This is a genomic window from Mesorhizobium sp. LHD-90 (assembly GCF_030929505.1).
Lineage (GTDB): Bacteria > Pseudomonadota > Alphaproteobacteria > Rhizobiales > Rhizobiaceae > Kumtagia.
The window spans coordinates 1-17294 of record NZ_JAVFVV010000007.1 but is presented as its reverse complement, the minus strand read 5'-3'; the positions used below and the strand labels follow the sequence as shown (position 1 = coordinate 17294).

The following is a 17294-nucleotide window of genomic DNA, read 5'->3' as shown; positions in this document are numbered from 1 at the left end:
ATCCACACCCTGTCGGTTTTTCTTTGATAGGCGCTCCCGGCTCGTCGCCTGGCAGCGATTAGCGGAGCGCGGCAGGCAACCTTTGTCGCCCGCTCGGCGTCACTGTGGCACGCCGAAAGACAAAATTCACGCGGAATCTTGACCGTTTGGAAAAGGCGTTTCCTCAATTCGCCGACTTTGACGGCAGCATAAAAATCGCCCCCGTCAGGCGGCGCTGACAGCCGGCGGGATCGGGCAGGAAACGCCGGTGCCGCGCAGGTTGCAGTAGCCGTACGGGTTCTTCGCCAGATACTGCTGGTGGTCCGCCTCGGCGAAGTAGAAGGCCGGCGCCGGCTCGATCTCGGTGGTGATCTTGCCGCGGCCGGCCTCGCCCAGAGAAGCCTGGTAGGCGTCGCGCGATGCGCACGCGGCGGCGTGCTGCGCCTCGCCGAACGTGTAGACCGCCGAGCGGTAGGCCGTGCCGACATCGTTTCCCTGGCGCATGCCCTGGGTCGGGTCGTGATTCTCCCAGAACGCCTTGAGCAGATCGGCATAGGCCACGACGGCTGGATCGAACACCACCAGCACCACCTCGGCATGTCCCGTCAAGCCCGTGCAGGTCTCCTGGTAGGTGGGATTGGAGGTGAAGCCGCCGGCATAACCCACCGCCGTCACCCAGATGCCCGGCATCTGCCAGAACATGCGCTCGGCGCCCCAGAAGCAGCCGAGGCCGAACAGCGCGGTCTCGAGCCCGTCGGGATACGGCCCCTTTAGCCGTCGTTTCGAGACGAAATGTCTTATAGCAGTTGGAATCGGCTTGTTCCGTCCCGGAAGCGCCTCGCCGGGTTTCGGCAGGTTGAGCTTCTTGTTCAGCATGTCACTCAGGAAAAACATCTTTCATCCCTTGTGGAGATCGTTCCCGGGCACGATTAAACCGCCAGCCGGCCGCTTTGCCGCTCGGGTCGCCGGCCGATCGCGTAGAACAACAGGGCTAACGCCGCGAAGACGACGAAGCCAGGCAAGGCAAGCACATTCGCCGCAACAAGATCCCAGGCGAGGGGATTCAGGTTTTCCGCCACCGCCTGCTGGGCGCTTGCCAGGGTTTCTGGCGAGACCGACGCCCAACTCACCGCGAGCGGCGTCGTCACCAGCGCCGACACGGCGACGGAACGCGCCGCATCGAGCACCGCCATGATGACGGAGACTGTCAGCGCCACCATCGCAAGCAGGCGGAAAAGAAAGCGTATCATTCCGTTCCGGACTTGGCTCGCCGGCGAGAGATATTGCACGGCTCCGCAAGATTCAATCCGTCGTGCCGGAAATCGACACGGCGACTTCGGAACCGGACATCGCCCCGGGCAAGGGATGCTTTCCCCGGATTTAACCGGCTATCGCCGCCGGCTGTCCCTCGGCCAAGACAGAGGCCGCCCACGCTTTGCGGCGATCGAGCAGAACACGGCTTGGCAGGGCGCACGAGATCGACTAGATGAGCCCGGCATCCGATCGGCTCAGCCGGTACGGCACGGAGAGGTGGCCGAGTGGTTTAAGGCGCACGCCTGGAACGCGTGTATAGGGGAAACTCTATCGGGGGTTCGAATCCCCCTCTCTCCGCCAGTATGCAGAATTTCGCTACTTTGCCTCGGGCCTCGCTGGTTTGCGCGGTATCCGCCAACCTAACCGCCCGACGCGCCTCAAGCCCGCGAGATTTACCCTATCAGGGCTCGCCCACTCTGCCAGAGCACGTACGCTGCCACAGCGAACACGAGGATGGCAAAGCCAGTGTTCAATGCCCCTTTGCGGGCGCTGAGACGGTGGGCCGTCATCGAGCCGATGGCGCTGCCCGCTATCCCGCCGGCAATGAACACGGCGGCGAGCGGCCAGTCCACGAGGCCAGAGAAGGCATAACTGGCTGCGGTGGTGAGACCAAAAGCGGTCACGGCCACCAGCGAGGACCCAATCGCATTGAGGATCGGCATTCCTGTTGATGCAATCAGCCCGGGGACGATGAGGAACCCACCGCCGATCCCAAAGAAGCCAGAGAACAGGCCCGTGACGCCACCGGCGGCCAGGACCTTGGGCGCTTTTTCCCTGGTGCAGAGGGCGCCTGGAGTCCCTTCTTGTCCACGCCCCTTGAGCATTCGGAATCCGACAACAACCATGACGAGCGCGAATAGAACCAGCAGCGTCTGCCCATCCAGCGCCTTGCCCACCGTAGAGCCCAGGGTGGCTCCCACAATCCCGGCCACGCTGAACATCAGAGCGCAACGCCAGATCACGTTGCCGCGCCGGGCGTGGCTCACCAGGCTTGCACCCGCATTCGCGGCGACCGCCAGCGCGCTGGTGCCGATCGCCACATGCGCCACCGGCATGCCAACCAGATACACCATCAGCGGGACCGCTAGGATCGATCCGCCACCGCCGAACAATCCAAGGGAGAACCCTACGAGCGACCCCGAAAAGCCACCCAGCAAATACTGGACAACGTCGAGCATATCAGTGCGAACCTTGCGAGGCCGTGGGGTGAGGGAGGGTTTCGCCAATGAAGCGGGCCGCTCCCATGCCGACAAGCATGGCCGGAGCAAAAGCCAGAGTACCGACCGCGCCGAGGCCGAGCGCCGTCAGCGCCGGGCCGGGACAGAAGCCGCCAAGCCCCCAACCGATCCCGAAGATGGCCGGGCCCGCGATCACGCGCGCATCAATGTCGCTCTTGGCCGGCAGGTGGAAGTCGGTGCCGACGATCGGACTTTCGCGCCGGAGCACAAGGCGATAGCCGACGAAGGCGACGACGACCGCTCCGCCCATGACGAAGGCCAGCGACGGATCCCAGGTGCCGGAGAGATCGAGGAAGTTGAGGACCTTGGCCGGGTCAGCCATGCCCGAAACGACAAGCCCCGCTCCAACGAGAAGACCGAGTGCGAGATTGACGAGGAAGGACATTCGATCAGCCTCCGATCAAGTGACGGACGACGAAGACGGTGGCGAAGGCCGTGGCCATGAACACGCCGGTTGCCACCAGCGAGCGCGTGGACAGCCGCGACAGACCGCAGACGCCGTGGCCGGACGTGCAGCCATTGCCCCAGACGGAGCCGAAGCCGACGAGCAAGCCCGCAACCAACATCAGAGTTGCGTTACTGGAGATGGTCTGCGCGACAACCTCGCCCGTCAGCGCCAGTATCGTGAATGGCGCCGCCACGAGCCCGGCCACGAACCCGAAGCGCGACATGAAGGCGCTGTCCCGATACGGTGGTAGAAGGCGGCCGGCGATGCCGGAGATACCGGCGATGCGCCCCTCCCACAGCATCAGGAGCACGGCCGACAGGCCGATCATCATACCTCCGATAAGGGAGGCGAAGGGAGTAAACTCAGTCATCGTTGGTACCGTGGTTAGGTTTCTGCGGAACCTCACAGAACATCCGGTGCATCAGGGAGACGAATTCGGTAATCCGGCCGTCCGCGAGCCGATAGAACATGTTCTTCGATTCCTTACGGCCGGTGATGAAACCCGCCTCACGCAGCTCGGCTATCTGTTGGGACAAGCCCGGCTGGCGGATGCCGAGGGTGTCCTCCAGATCGCGCACTGAGCGCTCGCCATCGACGAGCGCGCAGACGATCATCAGCCGCGACGGGTGGGCGAACCTCTTGAGAAAGTCCGCCGCCTCCGCCGCGTTGGCAACCAGTTCGGCCGTGCCGGGTTCCAGATCGAGTTTCATTGGTTCTCCCATGCGGCTCCCTGCAGGGCGTCGAGCGGAAACTTCAGGTAGCGCCGTCCGTTTGCTTCCGGCTGGGGCAGTTGCCCACCGTTAATGTTCACCTGCAGCGCGTGAAGGATCAGCTTCGGCATCGACAGTGTCCGGTCGCGGGCCTCGCGCACCAACACGAACTCGCGTTCCGTCGCGCATTTGGACATATGCGTGTTTCTTGCTTTCTGCTCGGCAACGGTCGATTCCCAGAGCGGCTCGCGTCCACCCGGTTGATAGTCGTGACCGGTGAAGATCCGGGTTTCGTCCGGCAGAGACAGGATCTCGATGATCGACTTGTAGAGGCGCGATGCGCTGCCGCCCGGAAAGTCGGCTCGCGCTGTCCCGGAGTCCGGCATGAAGAGCGTGTCATGAACGAAGGCCGCGTCGCCGATCACATAGGTGATGGAGGCGAGCGTGTGGCCCGGCGAGAACAGCACGCGGGCGGGGATGTTGCCGACCTTGAAGGTGTCGCCTTCGGCAAATACCCGGTCCCACTGGGAGCCATCCGCCGGAAAATCGGGCCAGTTGTAGATTTCTTTCCAGAGCTTCTGCACTTCAACGACCTTTTCACCGATAGCCGTCGGGGCGCCGGTCTTGCTCTTGAGGTACCGCGCTGCCGAAAAATGGTCGGCATGGGGGTGCGTGTCGAGGATCCACTCCACCTCGAAACCCTGCCCCTTCACACAAGCGAGTATCTCATCCGCGCTCGTGGTGGCGGTGACGCCGGACTTTTCGTCGAAGTCGAGGACAGGGTCGATGATCGCGCATTTCTTGGTCTCGGGATCGGCGACGACATACTGGATGGAGAAGGTGCGCTCCTCGAAAAAGCCCTTCACCAGCGGCTTGGATGCGTTCATTGGGCCCACTCCCGAGTTATGGCTGTTGCACAGATTGGTGACCGTGGGCGTCGAGCCATTTGACCACCCCGGAGAGATCAAAACCGAGCCGTTGGCCGAGCAGCGCCACCTCCTCCTTGCTCATGCGCCCGTCGAGAACTTCGCCGATAACATAGAGGGTGGTCGAACGCGCGCCGGTCTTGCAGTGGGCCAGAACGGGCCCTCTCGCTTCCGCAAGCGCCTTCTGAAACGCGCGTACCTGCCACTCTTTGACCTGTCCGGGCACGACCGGGATATGGCTGTAGCAGAGACCTTCGCGCTCAGCGACCATCCGGTTCTCGCCTGCGCTTGGCTGGCCCGCCTCCTCATTATCAGGACGATTGTTGATGATAGCCGCGAATCCGTTTGCCGCGGCGTGGCTAATGTCATCGGCAATCACCTGCGGCGCTATGCTAAGTTTGTCGGATACTTTCTTCATACGTCACCTCTTCGCGCATGGCGGGTTATCGCCTTCGCCAAGCTACATATTATCGATTGCATTTTTTTGCAATCATTATCTCGCAATTATTTTGATATAGTGCATTGGCCATCTGAAGCGCCAGCGATGTAGGTCGCCACGACCCCGACGCGACAGGGAATCGCTGGCGGTCATTGGTCGCGTCCCTGTTGGTGGTGTAGCTCGGCGGTAGCAAAACCGCTCGTGAAGTGCGCCCTCAACAGCGCTGTAGCGAGCGAGCGGCGCAGCGGACGGTCATCGATGTTCCCCGGCAGGGGTCGGGTTGCTGTGTCCAACCTGATTCAAAGGAACGATCGATGACCGACGGCATGATGAACCAGCGCGCGCTCGTGGAGAAGAGCTTCGATGCCAATCTCTTGCGTTCGCTGATCGGCATTGCCGCCGAGTTGCTTGGTGAACCGGAGGAAGGGGCGGCAACCGTACCGGCTGGGGCGAGAAGGCGCCACGGTGGTCGTTGCAGCGCAACGCCTATAGGACCGAAACTGGAAGACGTCGGCTGACACGACACGAAGCGTCAAGGCCGTAGCATGTGTCCAGACTGGTCCACTCCGATGGCGTCGTGGATGATCGCAACCAATGCGTTGCCCGCGACGGCGACGCCGTCGCTGTTGTCGATCTCGATCGCAGGCGACAGCTTGTCTGATGGCATGGCCCCCCTTGCGAGACGCAGTCCCTGCTCCAGCGCGTTTTCGCGGCCACGCGCGGCAAGCCGGGCGGCAAGCACGTCCGGCCGGCAGGTGACGAGTACGGTGAGAACCCGCCCGAAGGCCGAGCAGATCGCCGGCAAGGCGGCGCGGGAACCATTGACGACCGCGATACCGCCGGAAACGACATGGAGGCGAGCGTCCGAGGGAATGGCGTAATGAAGGCCATGCGCCTGCCAGGTCACGGCAAATTTGCCTGCTGTTCGCTCTTCGGCGAAGGATTCGACCGTGAGCGTATCATGATCCTCGGCATTTGCCTGCGCGATCCGTGTCACGACACGGCGCACGAACAGTATGGACGGGTCCGTGCTCAGGCGCTGTCGCGCATAATCGATCAGCGTATCCTTGCCGGCACCGCTGGGTCCGACAACGGCGATCAACGTGCCTTCGCGGGCTGTGTTGGCTTCAGGCGACACGGCGGCCCTCGCGCCACACCGAACGCACTACGGGGATGCCGGAACGATGGCGCACCCGAACGAGGTCGGCGCGCAAGCCGGGTCGGATGCGGCCGCGGTCGTTCAGGCCGACTGCATCCGCCGGCGTCGCGGTAACCAGCCTGATGCTCTCCGGCAAAGTCATGCAGCCATCCTCGTCAGCCAGCAGGAAGGGCGCGTGGATGAGGCTGAACGGCACATAATCCGACGACAGCACATCGAGCACGGTGGCGTCGGCCAGCGCCTTGGCGGAGATATTGCCCGAATGGGACTTTCCGCGCACCACGTTGGGCGCGCCCATCAGCACGGCCATGCCGGCGTCATGCGAGGCCCTTGCCGCCTCCATGCTGGTCGGGAACTCCGCCAGCCGCACGCCAAAAGCCTTCGACTCCTCGACATGCTCGATCGTGGCGTCGTCGTGGCTGGCGATCGCAATGCCGCGCTCGGTGCAGGCATCGGCGATCGCGCGGCGGTGCGGAGCGGCGTATCGGTTCGACTCCTCGATGCGACGGGCAACGAAGCGCTCGAACTCGGCGTCGGTCAGGCCGCGCTTCTTCTTGTAGTAAAGCGTATAGGCATCGAGCGTCTGGAACTGACGCTGGCCGGGCGCGTGGTCCATCAATGATGCGAGCCGGACCTGCGGGTCGCCGCGAAAGTCCTCGAAGTGGTCGAGCACATTGCTTGCCGACACTTCGCAACGCAGGTGGATCAGATGGCTGGCGCGCAGCCGGTCTTGCGCGCCTGCCGTCTCGATGGCCTCGGCGATGGCGCGCATCTCGCCGCGCTCGAAGCCGCCGTCCTCGTCTGAGCCGAGGCGCAGGCAGTCGAAGACAGTGGTGATGCCCGAGCTGGCGACCTGCGCATCATGCGCCTGCAGCGCGGCGATCGACTCCCAGACCACGCCCGGCCGGGGGGCATAGTGCGATTCCAGATGGTCCGTATGCAGTTCGACAAGGCCTGGAATGAGATAATCGCCCTCCATGTCTTCACCGCGGCCGGCGACGCCGGTGTCGAGCGCGGCGATCTGCCCGTCGCGCAGGACAATTGTGCCCGCGATCACTTCGTCCTCGAGGACGATCCGTGTGTTGGTGAGAACGATTTCTTGCGGCATGTCAGGCGGACTTTCTCGCTTCGGCTCTGCCGAAGCTGTGGATGGATCGGACGATGAAATCGGCGCCGGGCGCGGGCTCGACGAACAGCGCGACGGCCGTGACCGGAACCGGCCGCGCCAGCAGCGGAGCGAAATGGTTTTGCAGAGCCGGCTCGATACGCGCGGCGACTTCCGGCTCCAGCGGGCCGGTGAGCGTCATGTGGAAGCGGAACTCTTCCTTGACATAGGGATAGCCATAACGGTCGAGATAGGCGCGCTGGCGCTCCGAGAGGCGTTCCGGACGGCGGCGTTCGATCTCGGATGTGCTCAATGGCGAGCGCAGGCTGTTGAAATGATCGACAGCTTCGGACGCCAGGGCCGCGACGTCGCCGGATTCTGGCGGCGTGAGAGCGAAGAAATCGCCGATCCGCGTGATCGCCAAGCCCGGAATGACGAAGGGCGTGCAGCGTTGCGCGAAAGTGTCGGCGGCATCTGTCATGGCTTCCGGCGAAAGGCCGTCCTGCGGGCGGAACGGTGCAACCAGCGTGGCATGAAAGCCATAGCGGCGCGGCTCTTCGGAAATCGAACCGAATTCACCGGGGGAAATGCCGGCGGGAGCGGTCATCGAAATGGCCGCGCCGGTGAAGGCGTTCCGGCCGAGCCACGCTTGCGCCGCGCGCGTCAGCGCGTCATTCGGCTCGGGGGTGAAATAGAGAGCGTAGCGCATCACAGGAACAGCTTGCGCAATTGCTGCGACAGGAGGTCGATGAGCGACACTGTCGCCAGCATGATGATGAGCATGGCGGAAGCCTGCGGGTAGTAGAAGCCGCGGATGGATTCGAACAGCACCTGACCGATGCCGCCGGCGCCGATGACGCCGAGCACGGTGGCGGCCCGCACGTTCGACTCGAACCGATAGAGCGCGAAGGACATCCAGAGCGGCATGACCTGCGGGACGACGCCGAACACGACTTCCTGCAACCGCGATGCCCCGGTGGCGCGGATCGCCTCGACCGGGCGGGCATCGATGGCTTCCACCGCCTCCGAAAACAGTTTCGCCAAAATGCCGGTGGTGTGGAGGAACAGCGCCATGACGCCGGCAAAGGGTCCGAGGCCGACGGCGACGACGAACAGGACCGCGAAAACCAGTTCGTGGATGGACCGGCAGGCGTCCATCAAGCGCCGGACAGGCTGGACGATGTACCAGGGCGCGATGTTGCGCGCCGAAAGGATCCCGAAGGGCACGGCGAAGACCGCCGCAAGGAAGGTTCCCCACAGCGCGATCTGGATCGTGACGAACATCTCGTCGATGTAGTAGCGCCATTGCGAGAAATCGGGGCGCGCGAAACCGCTGGCATACTCCGCCATATTGCCGGCGTCGCTGAACAGGAATGTCCAGCGATACATCTCCGCCGGCACCCAGCTCCAGATAAGCAGGGCAACAAGCGCACCCCAGGAAACCCAGGTCCACAGGCTGCGGGACCAATCCCGCTCCACTTCCGGACGGATGGTTTCCACGGTCGTGATCCTGGCGCTCTGGTCCATGACGAATTCCTGGGATTTGCCGGCCGCTTGCGGTTGGTTGCGGCAGGCGATTGACGATGGCTCGTGGGAGCCGTCGGGATCAGCCCTGGATGCTCTTCAGCCTGGCTTCGAATTCGGCGCGCTGTGCCTCGAGCGGCTCGATCTTGGCCTTCTTGTCGGCATCGGAAAGCGACGCGTCGGCTTCGATCTTGGCGATCGACTTGGTGAGTTCCATGACGCGGATCGGCAGCAGCTGATCATTGCTGGAGGCGCGGAAGGGCGCCCATTCGAGACCGGCCAGAACTTCCCTTTCCCTGGCGACTTCACCCTTCGACTTGTCGGTGCCGTAGGTCAGGAAGAAGTCCTTGATCCTGGCCTTCGTCTCGTCGGAGAGATCCTTGCGCCAGACCAGCGGGTCGGACGGGATCAGCGGCGACTTCCAGATGACCTTGACCTTCTCGAAGGCGGCGGGATGGTTCTTCTCGATCAGCGCGAGGTTCTCGGTGTTGTTCGTTGCCGCGTCGACCTGGCCGTTGGCCACCGCCATCGCGTTGGTCTCGTGGTTGGCGTTGGTGACGTTCTTGAAGCAGGTCTTCGGGTCGATCTTGTTGGCGCCGAAGACGAAGGTCATCGGTACGAGGTAGCCGGAGGTCGAGTTCGGGTCGCCAAGGCCGAAGTTCAGCGACTGGTCGCATTTCAGCAGGTCCTCGACCGTATTCAGCTTGCTGTCCTTGGGAGCGAGGATGAGCGAATAGTAGCCGGGCTCGCCGCTGGCGGCGACGGTCTGCACGAACACCTCGCCGTCGGCGCGGTCGACGGCCTCCATGGCCGACTTGTTTCCGTACCAGGCCATCTGCACCTTGCCGAAGCGCATGCCTTCGATGACGCCCGAATAGTCGGAGGCGAAGAACGGCTTGATCTCGAGGCCGGTCGCCTTGGAGAGGTCGGCAAGCAGCGGGTCCCACTTCGGCTTCAGGTTCTGCTGCGATTCCGTCGAGATGATGCCGAAGTTGATCTCCTCGGCAAAGGCGGCGCCGGACAGCGCAATGGCGAAGGCAGCGGCTGCCGCGCCCTTCAAGAATACGTTCATGGCTACGTTCCCTGTTGAGGTGGGTTTGAGAGTTACGCGAAGGCCGGAACGCGTTCTGGTTCAACGACGCGCTTCGGTTTCGCCGGTTGCGGTGGCGCCTCCGGCAAAATCAGTTCCTCGGAGTTGGCTCCGTAAAGTTCGACCAGCATCGGATTGGTCAGCTCGGATGACGGTCCGTCGAAGACGATGCGTCCGTCGCGCAGCGCCACGGTGCGGGGGCAGTAGCGGCGGGCATATTCGACCTGATGCAGCGACACCACGCAGGTGATCTGCTCCTCGCGATTGACGGTGGCGAGGATCTCCATGACGCGGCGGGCGGAGGATGGGTCGAGCGAGGCGATCGGCTCGTCGGCAAGCAGGATGTTGGAGCGCTGGACGAGCGTGCGCGCGATCGCGGCGCGCTGCTGCTGGCCGCCGGACAACGTCGAGGCACGCTGCCATGCGACCTCGGGAATGCCGACGCGTGCCAAGGCTTCCCGGGCTGCCTTCTTCTCCTCGGCCGTGAACCAGCCGAGCGTGCCGCGCCAGGCGGGGATGCGGCCGAGATTGCCGAGCAGAACATTGGACAGCACCGAAAGGCGGCCGACGAGATTGAATTGCTGGAAGACGACACCGATGTTGCGCCGCATGTCGCGTGCCTTGGTCGCCAGCCGTCCGCCGTGCTGGATCGAGCTGCCCAGCACTTCGACCGTGCTTTGCCCGGCCTGGCCGACCTCCAGCCCGCAGATGTGCCGGATCAGCGTGCTCTTGCCGGAACCGGACGCGCCGATCAGCGCGACCATTTCGCCGCGCTGGATTTCCAGGCTGACATTGTCGAGAGCGCGCTTCTTGCCGAAGCTTTTCGAAAGGTTTCGAATGGAAATGGCGGTCATCGGATGTCGTCCTTGCCACGCGGTCGAAGTCGAAAGGCTGTTTTGCGAAGGTAGCTTTCCGCCGTCCTATCGGCGTTGCCCGGCGACGGAGGCCACGGCAACGCAATGTCCCATCATGGGCTTAGCCCCGCAGCGTGAAGCCCAGTTGTCGTGCGGATGTCAGTTTCATGACGATCCACAGCCGCCTGCCAGGACGCACCCTCGTGCCGTTCCAGGAATTCCTCGATGCCGAGATAACGGAAATCGTCCAGGGCGAAACGCAGCCGTTCGTGCGGCCAGTCCCACCAGGCAAGCTGCTGCAAGCGCCGGGCAATATCCTTCGGAAAGCGCTCGCGCATGAATTTCGCCGGCACTCCGCCGACGATCGTGTAGGGCGCCACGTCCTTCGTCACGACCGCACCGGCGCCGACAATCGCGCCATCACCAACGGTCACGCCGGGCAGAACGGTGACGCCGTGGCCGATCCAGGTGTCATGGCCGATGAACACGCGCCGGGCGCGGCGGGCGGCGAAGAAATCCGCCTCATGCTCGGCATCGTCGAAATAGTCTGAAGCGCGGTAAGTGATGTGGTGGAGCGTCGGCCGCGACATCGGGTGATGCGTGGCATTGATGCGCACCGAGGCGGCGATGTTGGCGAACTTGCCGATGGTGACGCACCAGCTCTGGCAGTTCTCCATGACATAGGAATAATCGCCGAGCTCGGTCTCGGTCAGCCGGCCGCCTTCGGCCACCTCGGTGTAGCGCCCGAGCGTGCAGCTCTCGGTCCTGGCGGACGGATGGACGACAGGCGTTTCGGACAGGCGCGCCACGATCAAGCTGCCTTTCGGTCAGGAGCGAAGCCAGTCACGTCTATGACGACGTCCGCCACCGCGTTGCGCACATCGGTGTCGTGGAAGATGCCGAGCAGCGCCGCGCCGGTGCGTTTCTTCTCGGCGATCATATCGACCACCACGGCGCGGTTCACCGCGTCGAGGGATGCCGTCGGCTCGTCGAGGAGGAGGATCGGATGGTCGGTGATGAAGCCGCGCGCGATGTTTACCCGCTGCTGCTCGCCGCCGGAGAAGGTGGCCGGTGGCAAAGACCAGAGACGTTCAGGCAGGTTCAGCCGGGCCAGCAGTTCGCCAGCGCGCCGCGCCGCTTCCTGACGGTCCGTGCCGCGCTCGACCAGCGGCTCCGCGACGATATCGAGTGCGCTGACGCGCGGCACGACGCGCAGGAATTGGCTGACATAGCCGATGGTCTCGCGGCGCAGGTCCAGAATGGTGCGCGGATCGGCCGATACGAGGTCGATCTCGTCGCCGCGATGGCGGATGAGGATACGGCCGGAATTGGCGGCATAGTTGCCGTAGAGCATCTTCAGGATGGAGCTCTTGCCGGCGCCCGAGGGACCACCGAGCACGGCGCAGGTGCCGGGATGCAAGGCGAAGGCGGCATTGGCGATCACCGGCAGCTCGATGCCGCCGCGCAGATGCATGGTGAAGGTCTTGGCGAGGCGGGACACGACGAGGACAGGGGACATGGCGCGGCCTCAGACCTGCAGGATCGAAGAGACAAGAAGCTGCGTGTAGGGCGTCTGCGGATCGTCGAGCAGGCGGTCAGTCAGGCCGTGCTCGACGACCCGGCCGTCCTTCATCACCATCATCCGGTGGGACAGGAGACGCGCCACCGCGAGGTCGTGGGTGACGATGATAACGGCAAGGCCGAGGTCATTCACCAGCCCGCGCAGCAGGTCGAGCAGGCGTGCCTGCACGGAGACGTCGAGGCCGCCGGTCGGTTCGTCCATGAAGACGAGGCGCGGCGCGGTCACCAGGTTGCGCGCGATCTGCAGGCGCTGGCGCATGCCGCCGGAAAAGTCGCGCGGCTGGTCGTCGATGCGGTCCGCGTCGATCTCGACGCGCCCCAGCCAGTCGGTCGAGGTGTCGCGGATCCTGCCGTAGTGGCGGTCGCCGATCGCCATCAGCCGCTCGCCGACATTGGCGCCGGCCGAAACCGTCATGCGCAGCCCGTCCGCCGGATTCTGGTGGACGAAACCCCAGTCGGTGCGCAGCAGGAACCGCCGCTCGGCTTCACCCAGCCGGTAGAGGTCGCGCATTTCGCCGTCGCGCATGCGGTACGAGACCGTGCCGGATGTCGGTGCAAGCCGCGTGGAGATGCAGTTGAGCAGCGTCGTCTTGCCAGAGCCGGACTCGCCGACCACGGCCAGCACTTCGCCCGGCCAGACGTCGAAGCTGACATCGGCGCAGCCGGCGCGCGCGCCATAGGTCTTGGTGACCGAGCGGACGGAGAGAAGCGGGAGATCGCTCACCGGGATCCCTCCCCCTTGAGGGGAGGGTGGCCGGACGAAGTCCGGCCGGGTGGGGTACCCTCCGCATGCACGACGGCATCGAAGATTGAGGTCGCGGACGTCTTAGACGACCCCACCCCGGCGGCTTCGCCGCCGACCCTCCCCTCAAGGGGGAGGGATTGGCGCCGCGTCTCGCAATGATCCGTGTCGGAGCAGACGAACATCCGGCCGCCGCGATCGTCCAGCACCACCTCGTCGAGATAGACGTTTTCAGCGCCGCACAGCGCGCAAGGCTTGTCGAAGCGCTGTACCTCGAAAGGATGGTCCTCGAAGTCGAGGCTGATCACCTCGGTGTGCGGCGGCAGCGCATAGATGCGTTTCTCGCGTCCGGCGCCAAAGAGTTGCAGCGCCGCCGACATGTGCATCTTCGGATTGTCGAATTTCGGCGTCGGCGAAGGATCCATCACATAGCGGCCCTCGACTTTCACCGGGTAAGCGTAGGTGGTCGCGATATGGCCGTTGCGGGCGATGTCTTCGTAGAGCTTCACGTGCATCAGCCCGTATTCCTCGAGCGCATGCATCTTGCGCGTCTCGGTCTCGCGCGACTCCAGGAAGCGCAGCGGCTCGGGGATCGGCACCTGGTAGACCAGTATCTGGCCCTCATGCAGCGGCAACTCGGGAATGCGGTGGCGGGTCTGGATGATAGTCGCCTCAGGGGTGCTGGTCGTCGTCTCGACACCCGCGACGCGCTGGAAGAATTTTCGGATCGACACGGCGTTGGTGGTGTCGTCGGCACCCTGGTCGATGACCTTCAGCACGTCGTCCGGCCCGAGGATCGCGGCGGTCACCTGCACGCCGCCGGTGCCCCAGCCGTAGGGCATCGGCATCTCGCGGCTGGCGAACGGCACCTGGTAGCCGGGGATGGCGACCGCCTTCAGGATGGCGCGCCGGATCATGCGCTTGGTCTGTTCGTCGAGATAGGCGAAGTTGTAGGTGGGTGCGTTCATTCCGCTGCCTCCTTCATGTCCGGGAGGCTTTCGGCCTGACGTTCCGCATGTTCGGCGCGCATGGCGCGCACGAGGCCGAGCTCGGCCTGGAAGTCGACATAGTGCGGCAGCTTCAGATGCTCGACGAAGCCGGTCGCCTGCACGTTGTCGCAGTGGGAGATGACGAACTCCTGGTCCTGCGGCGGGGCGACGATGTCCTCGCCCAGTTCCTCGGCGCGCAGCGCGCGGTCGCACAGCGCCATTGCCATCGCCTTGCGCTCGGACTGGCCGAAGACCAGGCCATAGCCGCGCGTGAATTGCGGCGCCGCCTTGGCCGAACCCTTGAACTGGTTGACCATTTGGCATTCGGTGAGTTGGACGCGGCCGACCGGGACGGCAAAGCCGAGCTCCGGCGAAAAGACTTCCACCTCGACCTCGCCGATGCGGATCTCGCCTGCGAACGGATGAGAGCGGGCGTAGCCGCGCTGCGTCGAGTAACCGAGCGCCAACAGAAAACCTTCGTCGCCGCGCGACAGGCTTTGCAGCCGCATTGCGCGCGACAGCGGAAACTCCATCGGCGTCTGGTTGATGTCGCCCGGCTCTTCGAGCGGCGACTGTTCGAGGTCCTCCTCGATCAGTCCCTCGCCGCCAAGGATGTCGGCGATGCGCGATACCGGCTCGTGGGCGTCGGCGCGCTGATGGCCGGGTTCGACCTCGGCATCGCCGTCCAGTTCCTCGTCGAGCAGGCGGTGTGTGTAGTCGAAGGTGGGGCCGAGCAGTTGCCCGCCCGGAAGATCCTTGTAACAGGCCGAGATGCGCCGCTCGACCATCATGGCGCTAGTGTCGACCGGCTCGCTGCAACCGAAGCGCGGCAAGGTCGTGCGATAGGCGCGGACCAGGAAGATCGCCTCGATCAGGTCCCCGCGCGCCTGCTTGATCGCCAGCGCCGCGAGCCGGCGATCGTAGAGAGAGCCCTCGCTCATCACGCGATCGACGCCGAGCGCCAGTTGTTCGGCGATCTGGTCAAGGGTGAGCGCCGGCACCGAGCGGTCGCCGCGGCGGCGGTCGGCCAGCAGACGGTGGGCATTGTCGATGGCGGCTTCCCCGCCCTTGACGGCGACATACATGGCTCAGCCCTCCCGCGCTACGAGACGCGCCGACCGCGGCAGGCCTATGAGCCTGTCGCCAGCCGTCAGGACCAGGTCGACGCCGCGCGGGAAGCGTCTCGTATTTTCCCCCCATTGCGCGGCGAAGTCGGCCGGCAGGCCGTGTGGTGCAATCGTTGCCTCGCCCTTGATGCCCGACCCGCGGAACGTCAGCGGCGCGCCACCCTCTAGGGAGTCGAGCTGGAGGATCAGGGTCGCCGAGCGGTCCGGATACTCCTGCGTCCCCTGGGCGAACCGGTCGAACGGCGGCATGTCAGATGCATCGCCGATCAGCGCGAAGGCTGCGTCCGTAGGGGCGGCGGCGAAGCGCACGCCTGTATGAAAACCCAGCCAGACCCGAACCGCTTCGCTTCCGCTTAACCGTGGGTCCAGCCAGACGGGCGTGTCGGCGTCCATCAGCGTGCATGCGATCGCGCCCGCCAGTGGCGTCAGCGGCGCGGGCGGTGCTGCACGCGACCCGGTTTTCACGGCGCGGGCCGGCCGCGCCATCGCGTCCATGACGGCGCGGAACGTCGCCTGGGCTTCCAGCACCGGTTCGGCGAACCCGCCCTCGAGCATATGCGCTTCGGCCTGCATCAGTCTTCTCCGCGCACCATGGTGAAGAAATCGACCCTGGTCGCGGCGGTCTGCTGCCGGCGGGTCTCGTCGGCCCGCTCCAGCTCCGCCCGCATCGGCGCGATCATCTCGGCGTCGATCAGCACGGCGGTTTCCAGGTTCTGGCAGAGCGCGTCGATGATTGCCGAAAGCCGTGCCTTGGCGCCGTCGCGACCCAGCGCCATGGCGTGGCCGACCGATCCGTCCTCCAACTTGACGCTGGCGCGCGTCACCGTCGCCTCGCCGAGGTTGAAAGCCTCGCCGGTGCCGCCGACCCGACCGCGCAGCATGACCAGGCCGGATTCCGGACCGCGCAAGGTCCTGTGCACGGGGCTGAGACCCAGCCCGTCCCACAGTTCCTGCAGCCTGCCGGCCTTGCAGCGCGCCAGAACCGACATGCGGTTCTTCCGGGCAGCAATGTGAGCTTCTGCTTCCATGGGTGTCCTCAATTTGTCTATTGATCTAGACAATTCGATAAGCTACCTCATGCCTACCGTGTCTCCGTGACGGACGGATGACAACATGCAGGCGGCTGGAATGGAAAAGCGGTCGGGGCTTCAGCGAGGGGTTGGTGTGGCTCTGTGGCGGCAGATCGCCGACGGCATCCGCCACGGTATCGCCACCGGGCTGGCCGATGCGAACGGCCGGCTGCCGCCCGAATCCCAGCTTGCCGAACGCTTTGGCGTCAACCGCCATACGGTGCGCGCCGCGATCTCGGCGCTGGCGCATGAAGGCGTGCTGCAATCGCAACAGGGACGCGGCACCTATGTCCGTCGCCAGAAGCGGCTCGTCTACCCTATCGGCGAGCGTACGCGGTTTTCCGCGGGCCTGCACGACCAGGCGCGTGAGACGCGCAGCGAAATGATGAGCGCTGCGAACGAGCCGGCGCGCGAACCGGTCGCTGCCGCGCTCGGCCTCAAGGCCGGTGATGGGTTGATACGCATCGAGAGCCTCGGAACGGCCGACGGCGTGCCGGTCTCTCGCGCGACCTCATGGTTCGACGCGGACCGCTTCCCGGGAATCGCCGACATCTTTGCAAGGACCGGATCGATCACGGAAACGCTGGCGGCCTGCGGCGTCGCCGACTATCGCCGCGCCTCGACCGGGATAGAGGCGCGCCACGCCGACGAGACCGACACGCTGGAGCTGCAGCTTGCGCCCGGCGCCATCGTCATCGTCACGCGGGCGCTCAACGCCGATCTGTCCGGCACGCCGATCCAGTATTCGGTGACGCGGTTTCCGGCCGACCGCGTCGAACTGGTCGTCGGTAATCGCAGTTGATTTGGGGCGCCTGGTCGCAAGATGTGAAGCAGGGAAGCAAATCCCTATGCAAAGAAGCCCGCCACCTGAGTGGCGGGCTCAGACTGCTGACAAACCCCTGGCATTAGCCGGGGGTTTTTGATTCACTGGGTCATGTTGAAGCGACCCGTCCCCGAACAGACCGCGCTCGAAATTGTGACGTTGGATCAGTTGGTCCC

The 17294-nt window shown here is 64.7% G+C and carries 22 protein-coding genes, 1 tRNA gene and 1 pseudogene; 3 read left to right on the top strand and 21 right to left on the bottom strand.

The genetic code is table 11. The annotated features are described in order from the left end of the window. Window positions 1-204: 204 nt before the first annotated feature. Window positions 205-873, bottom strand: a complete 669-nt coding sequence (gene msrA / locus RB623_RS11215; RefSeq protein ID WP_308056893.1) for a peptide-methionine (S)-S-oxide reductase MsrA — start codon at window positions 871-873, stop codon at window positions 205-207. A 35-nt stretch (window positions 874-908) separates the two neighbouring features. Further along, window positions 909-1229 (bottom strand): hypothetical protein, encoded by a 321-nt coding sequence (locus RB623_RS11210; RefSeq protein WP_308056892.1) that lies wholly within the window; start codon window positions 1227-1229, stop codon window positions 909-911. A 274-nt stretch (window positions 1230-1503) separates the two neighbouring features. On the opposite strand from RB623_RS11210, the gene RB623_RS11205 reads away from it, so the two are divergent. Then, window positions 1504-1593, top strand: a tRNA-Ser gene (locus RB623_RS11205). 92 nt (window positions 1594-1685) lie between these two features. Here the strand turns inward: RB623_RS11205 and RB623_RS11200 are convergent. From RB623_RS11200 to RB623_RS11175, 6 genes are read right to left on the bottom strand one after another with little or no spacing between them, the layout of a single operon-like run. Next, window positions 1686-2471, bottom strand: a complete 786-nt coding sequence (locus RB623_RS11200) for a sulfite exporter TauE/SafE family protein (RefSeq protein WP_308056890.1) — start codon at window positions 2469-2471, stop codon at window positions 1686-1688. Between the two features lies 1 nt (window position 2472). Further along, on the bottom strand, window positions 2473-2916 hold the full coding sequence (locus tag RB623_RS11195) for a YeeE/YedE family protein (RefSeq protein ID WP_308056889.1): 444 nt from the start codon (window positions 2914-2916) through the stop codon (window positions 2473-2475). A 4-nt stretch (window positions 2917-2920) separates the two neighbouring features. Continuing rightward, window positions 2921-3349 carry a YeeE/YedE family protein gene (locus RB623_RS11190; RefSeq protein WP_308056888.1) on the bottom strand — a complete coding sequence of 143 codons (429 nt, stop codon included), beginning with the start codon at window positions 3347-3349 and terminating at the stop codon, window positions 2921-2923. Beyond that, window positions 3342-3689: a metalloregulator ArsR/SmtB family transcription factor gene (locus tag RB623_RS11185; protein WP_308056887.1), complete on the bottom strand. Its 348-nt coding sequence runs from the start codon at window positions 3687-3689 to the stop codon at window positions 3342-3344. The genes RB623_RS11190 and RB623_RS11185 overlap by 8 nt, the downstream gene beginning before the upstream one ends. Then, on the bottom strand, window positions 3686-4576 hold the full coding sequence (locus RB623_RS11180) for an MBL fold metallo-hydrolase (protein WP_308056886.1): 891 nt from the start codon (window positions 4574-4576) through the stop codon (window positions 3686-3688). The genes RB623_RS11185 and RB623_RS11180 overlap by 4 nt, the downstream gene beginning before the upstream one ends. Window positions 4577-4592: 16 nt before the next feature. Further along, window positions 4593-5033, bottom strand: a complete 441-nt coding sequence (locus RB623_RS11175; protein ID WP_308056885.1) for a TIGR01244 family sulfur transferase — start codon at window positions 5031-5033, stop codon at window positions 4593-4595. A 335-nt stretch (window positions 5034-5368) separates the two neighbouring features. On the opposite strand from RB623_RS11175, the gene RB623_RS11170 reads away from it, so the two are divergent. Next, window positions 5369-5572, top strand: a complete 204-nt coding sequence (locus tag RB623_RS11170) for a hypothetical protein (RefSeq protein WP_374121665.1) — start codon at window positions 5369-5371, stop codon at window positions 5570-5572. Window positions 5573-5586: 14 nt separating this feature from the next. Here the strand turns inward: RB623_RS11170 and phnN are convergent, their stop codons facing one another. The 13 genes and pseudogenes from phnN to phnG all read right to left on the bottom strand — a co-directional run bounded on the left by phnN (window position 5587) and on the right by phnG (window position 16253). Beyond that, window positions 5587-6156: a phosphonate metabolism protein/1,5-bisphosphokinase (PRPP-forming) PhnN gene (gene phnN, locus RB623_RS11165; RefSeq protein ID WP_308056884.1), complete on the bottom strand. Its 570-nt coding sequence runs from the start codon at window positions 6154-6156 to the stop codon at window positions 5587-5589. Window positions 6157-6181: 25 nt separating this feature from the next. Further along, window positions 6182-7321 carry an alpha-D-ribose 1-methylphosphonate 5-triphosphate diphosphatase gene (locus tag RB623_RS11160; RefSeq protein ID WP_308056883.1) on the bottom strand — a complete coding sequence of 380 codons (1140 nt, stop codon included), beginning with the start codon at window positions 7319-7321 and terminating at the stop codon, window positions 6182-6184. A 1-nt stretch (window position 7322) separates the two neighbouring features. Further along, window positions 7323-8027, bottom strand: a complete 705-nt coding sequence (locus tag RB623_RS11155) for a DUF1045 domain-containing protein (RefSeq protein WP_308056882.1) — start codon at window positions 8025-8027, stop codon at window positions 7323-7325. Next, window positions 8027-8845 carry a phosphonate ABC transporter, permease protein PhnE gene (phnE, locus tag RB623_RS11150; protein WP_308056881.1) on the bottom strand — a complete coding sequence of 273 codons (819 nt, stop codon included), beginning with the start codon at window positions 8843-8845 and terminating at the stop codon, window positions 8027-8029. The genes RB623_RS11155 and phnE overlap by 1 nt, the downstream gene beginning before the upstream one ends. 79 nt (window positions 8846-8924) lie before the next feature. Further along, a complete protein-coding gene (gene phnD / locus RB623_RS11145) occupies window positions 8925-9914 on the bottom strand; it encodes a phosphonate ABC transporter substrate-binding protein (RefSeq protein WP_308056880.1) in 990 nt (329 codons plus the stop codon). A gap of 32 nt (window positions 9915-9946) precedes the next feature. Next, on the bottom strand, window positions 9947-10786 hold the full coding sequence (gene phnC, locus RB623_RS11140; RefSeq protein ID WP_308056879.1) for a phosphonate ABC transporter ATP-binding protein: 840 nt from the start codon (window positions 10784-10786) through the stop codon (window positions 9947-9949). A gap of 113 nt (window positions 10787-10899) precedes the next feature. Continuing rightward, on the bottom strand, window positions 10900-11598 hold the full coding sequence (locus RB623_RS11135) for a DapH/DapD/GlmU-related protein (protein WP_308057154.1): 699 nt from the start codon (window positions 11596-11598) through the stop codon (window positions 10900-10902). Continuing rightward, the gene (gene phnL / locus RB623_RS11130) at window positions 11598-12305 is read right to left on the bottom strand and encodes a phosphonate C-P lyase system protein PhnL (RefSeq protein ID WP_308056878.1); all 708 of its coding nucleotides are present in this window, start codon (window positions 12303-12305) and stop codon (window positions 11598-11600) included. Before phnL ends, RB623_RS11135 begins: the two co-directional genes overlap by 1 nt. Before the next feature lie 9 nt (window positions 12306-12314). After that, window positions 12315-13091, bottom strand: coding sequence for a phosphonate C-P lyase system protein PhnK (gene phnK / locus RB623_RS11125; protein WP_308056877.1), 777 nt, complete (start codon window positions 13089-13091; stop codon window positions 12315-12317). A 161-nt stretch (window positions 13092-13252) separates the two neighbouring features. Beyond that, window positions 13253-14077: pseudogene (locus RB623_RS11120) on the bottom strand (alpha-D-ribose 1-methylphosphonate 5-phosphate C-P-lyase PhnJ); the annotation flags it as partial. Further along, window positions 14074-15183 carry a carbon-phosphorus lyase complex subunit PhnI gene (locus RB623_RS11115; protein WP_308056876.1) on the bottom strand — a complete coding sequence of 370 codons (1110 nt, stop codon included), beginning with the start codon at window positions 15181-15183 and terminating at the stop codon, window positions 14074-14076. The pseudogene RB623_RS11120 and the gene RB623_RS11115, both read right to left, overlap by 4 nt. 3 nt (window positions 15184-15186) lie before the next feature. Beyond that, window positions 15187-15798 carry a phosphonate C-P lyase system protein PhnH gene (gene phnH / locus RB623_RS11110; RefSeq protein ID WP_308056875.1) on the bottom strand — a complete coding sequence of 204 codons (612 nt, stop codon included), beginning with the start codon at window positions 15796-15798 and terminating at the stop codon, window positions 15187-15189. Continuing rightward, on the bottom strand, window positions 15798-16253 hold the full coding sequence (gene phnG, locus RB623_RS11105; protein ID WP_308056874.1) for a phosphonate C-P lyase system protein PhnG: 456 nt from the start codon (window positions 16251-16253) through the stop codon (window positions 15798-15800). Before phnG ends, phnH begins: the two co-directional genes overlap by 1 nt. Before the next feature lie 100 nt (window positions 16254-16353). On the opposite strand from phnG, the gene phnF reads away from it, so the two are divergent. After that, entirely contained in the window at window positions 16354-17097 is a 744-nt protein-coding gene (gene phnF / locus RB623_RS11100; protein ID WP_308056873.1) for a phosphonate metabolism transcriptional regulator PhnF, read from the top strand. The last annotated feature ends 197 nt before the right edge of the window (window positions 17098-17294 follow it).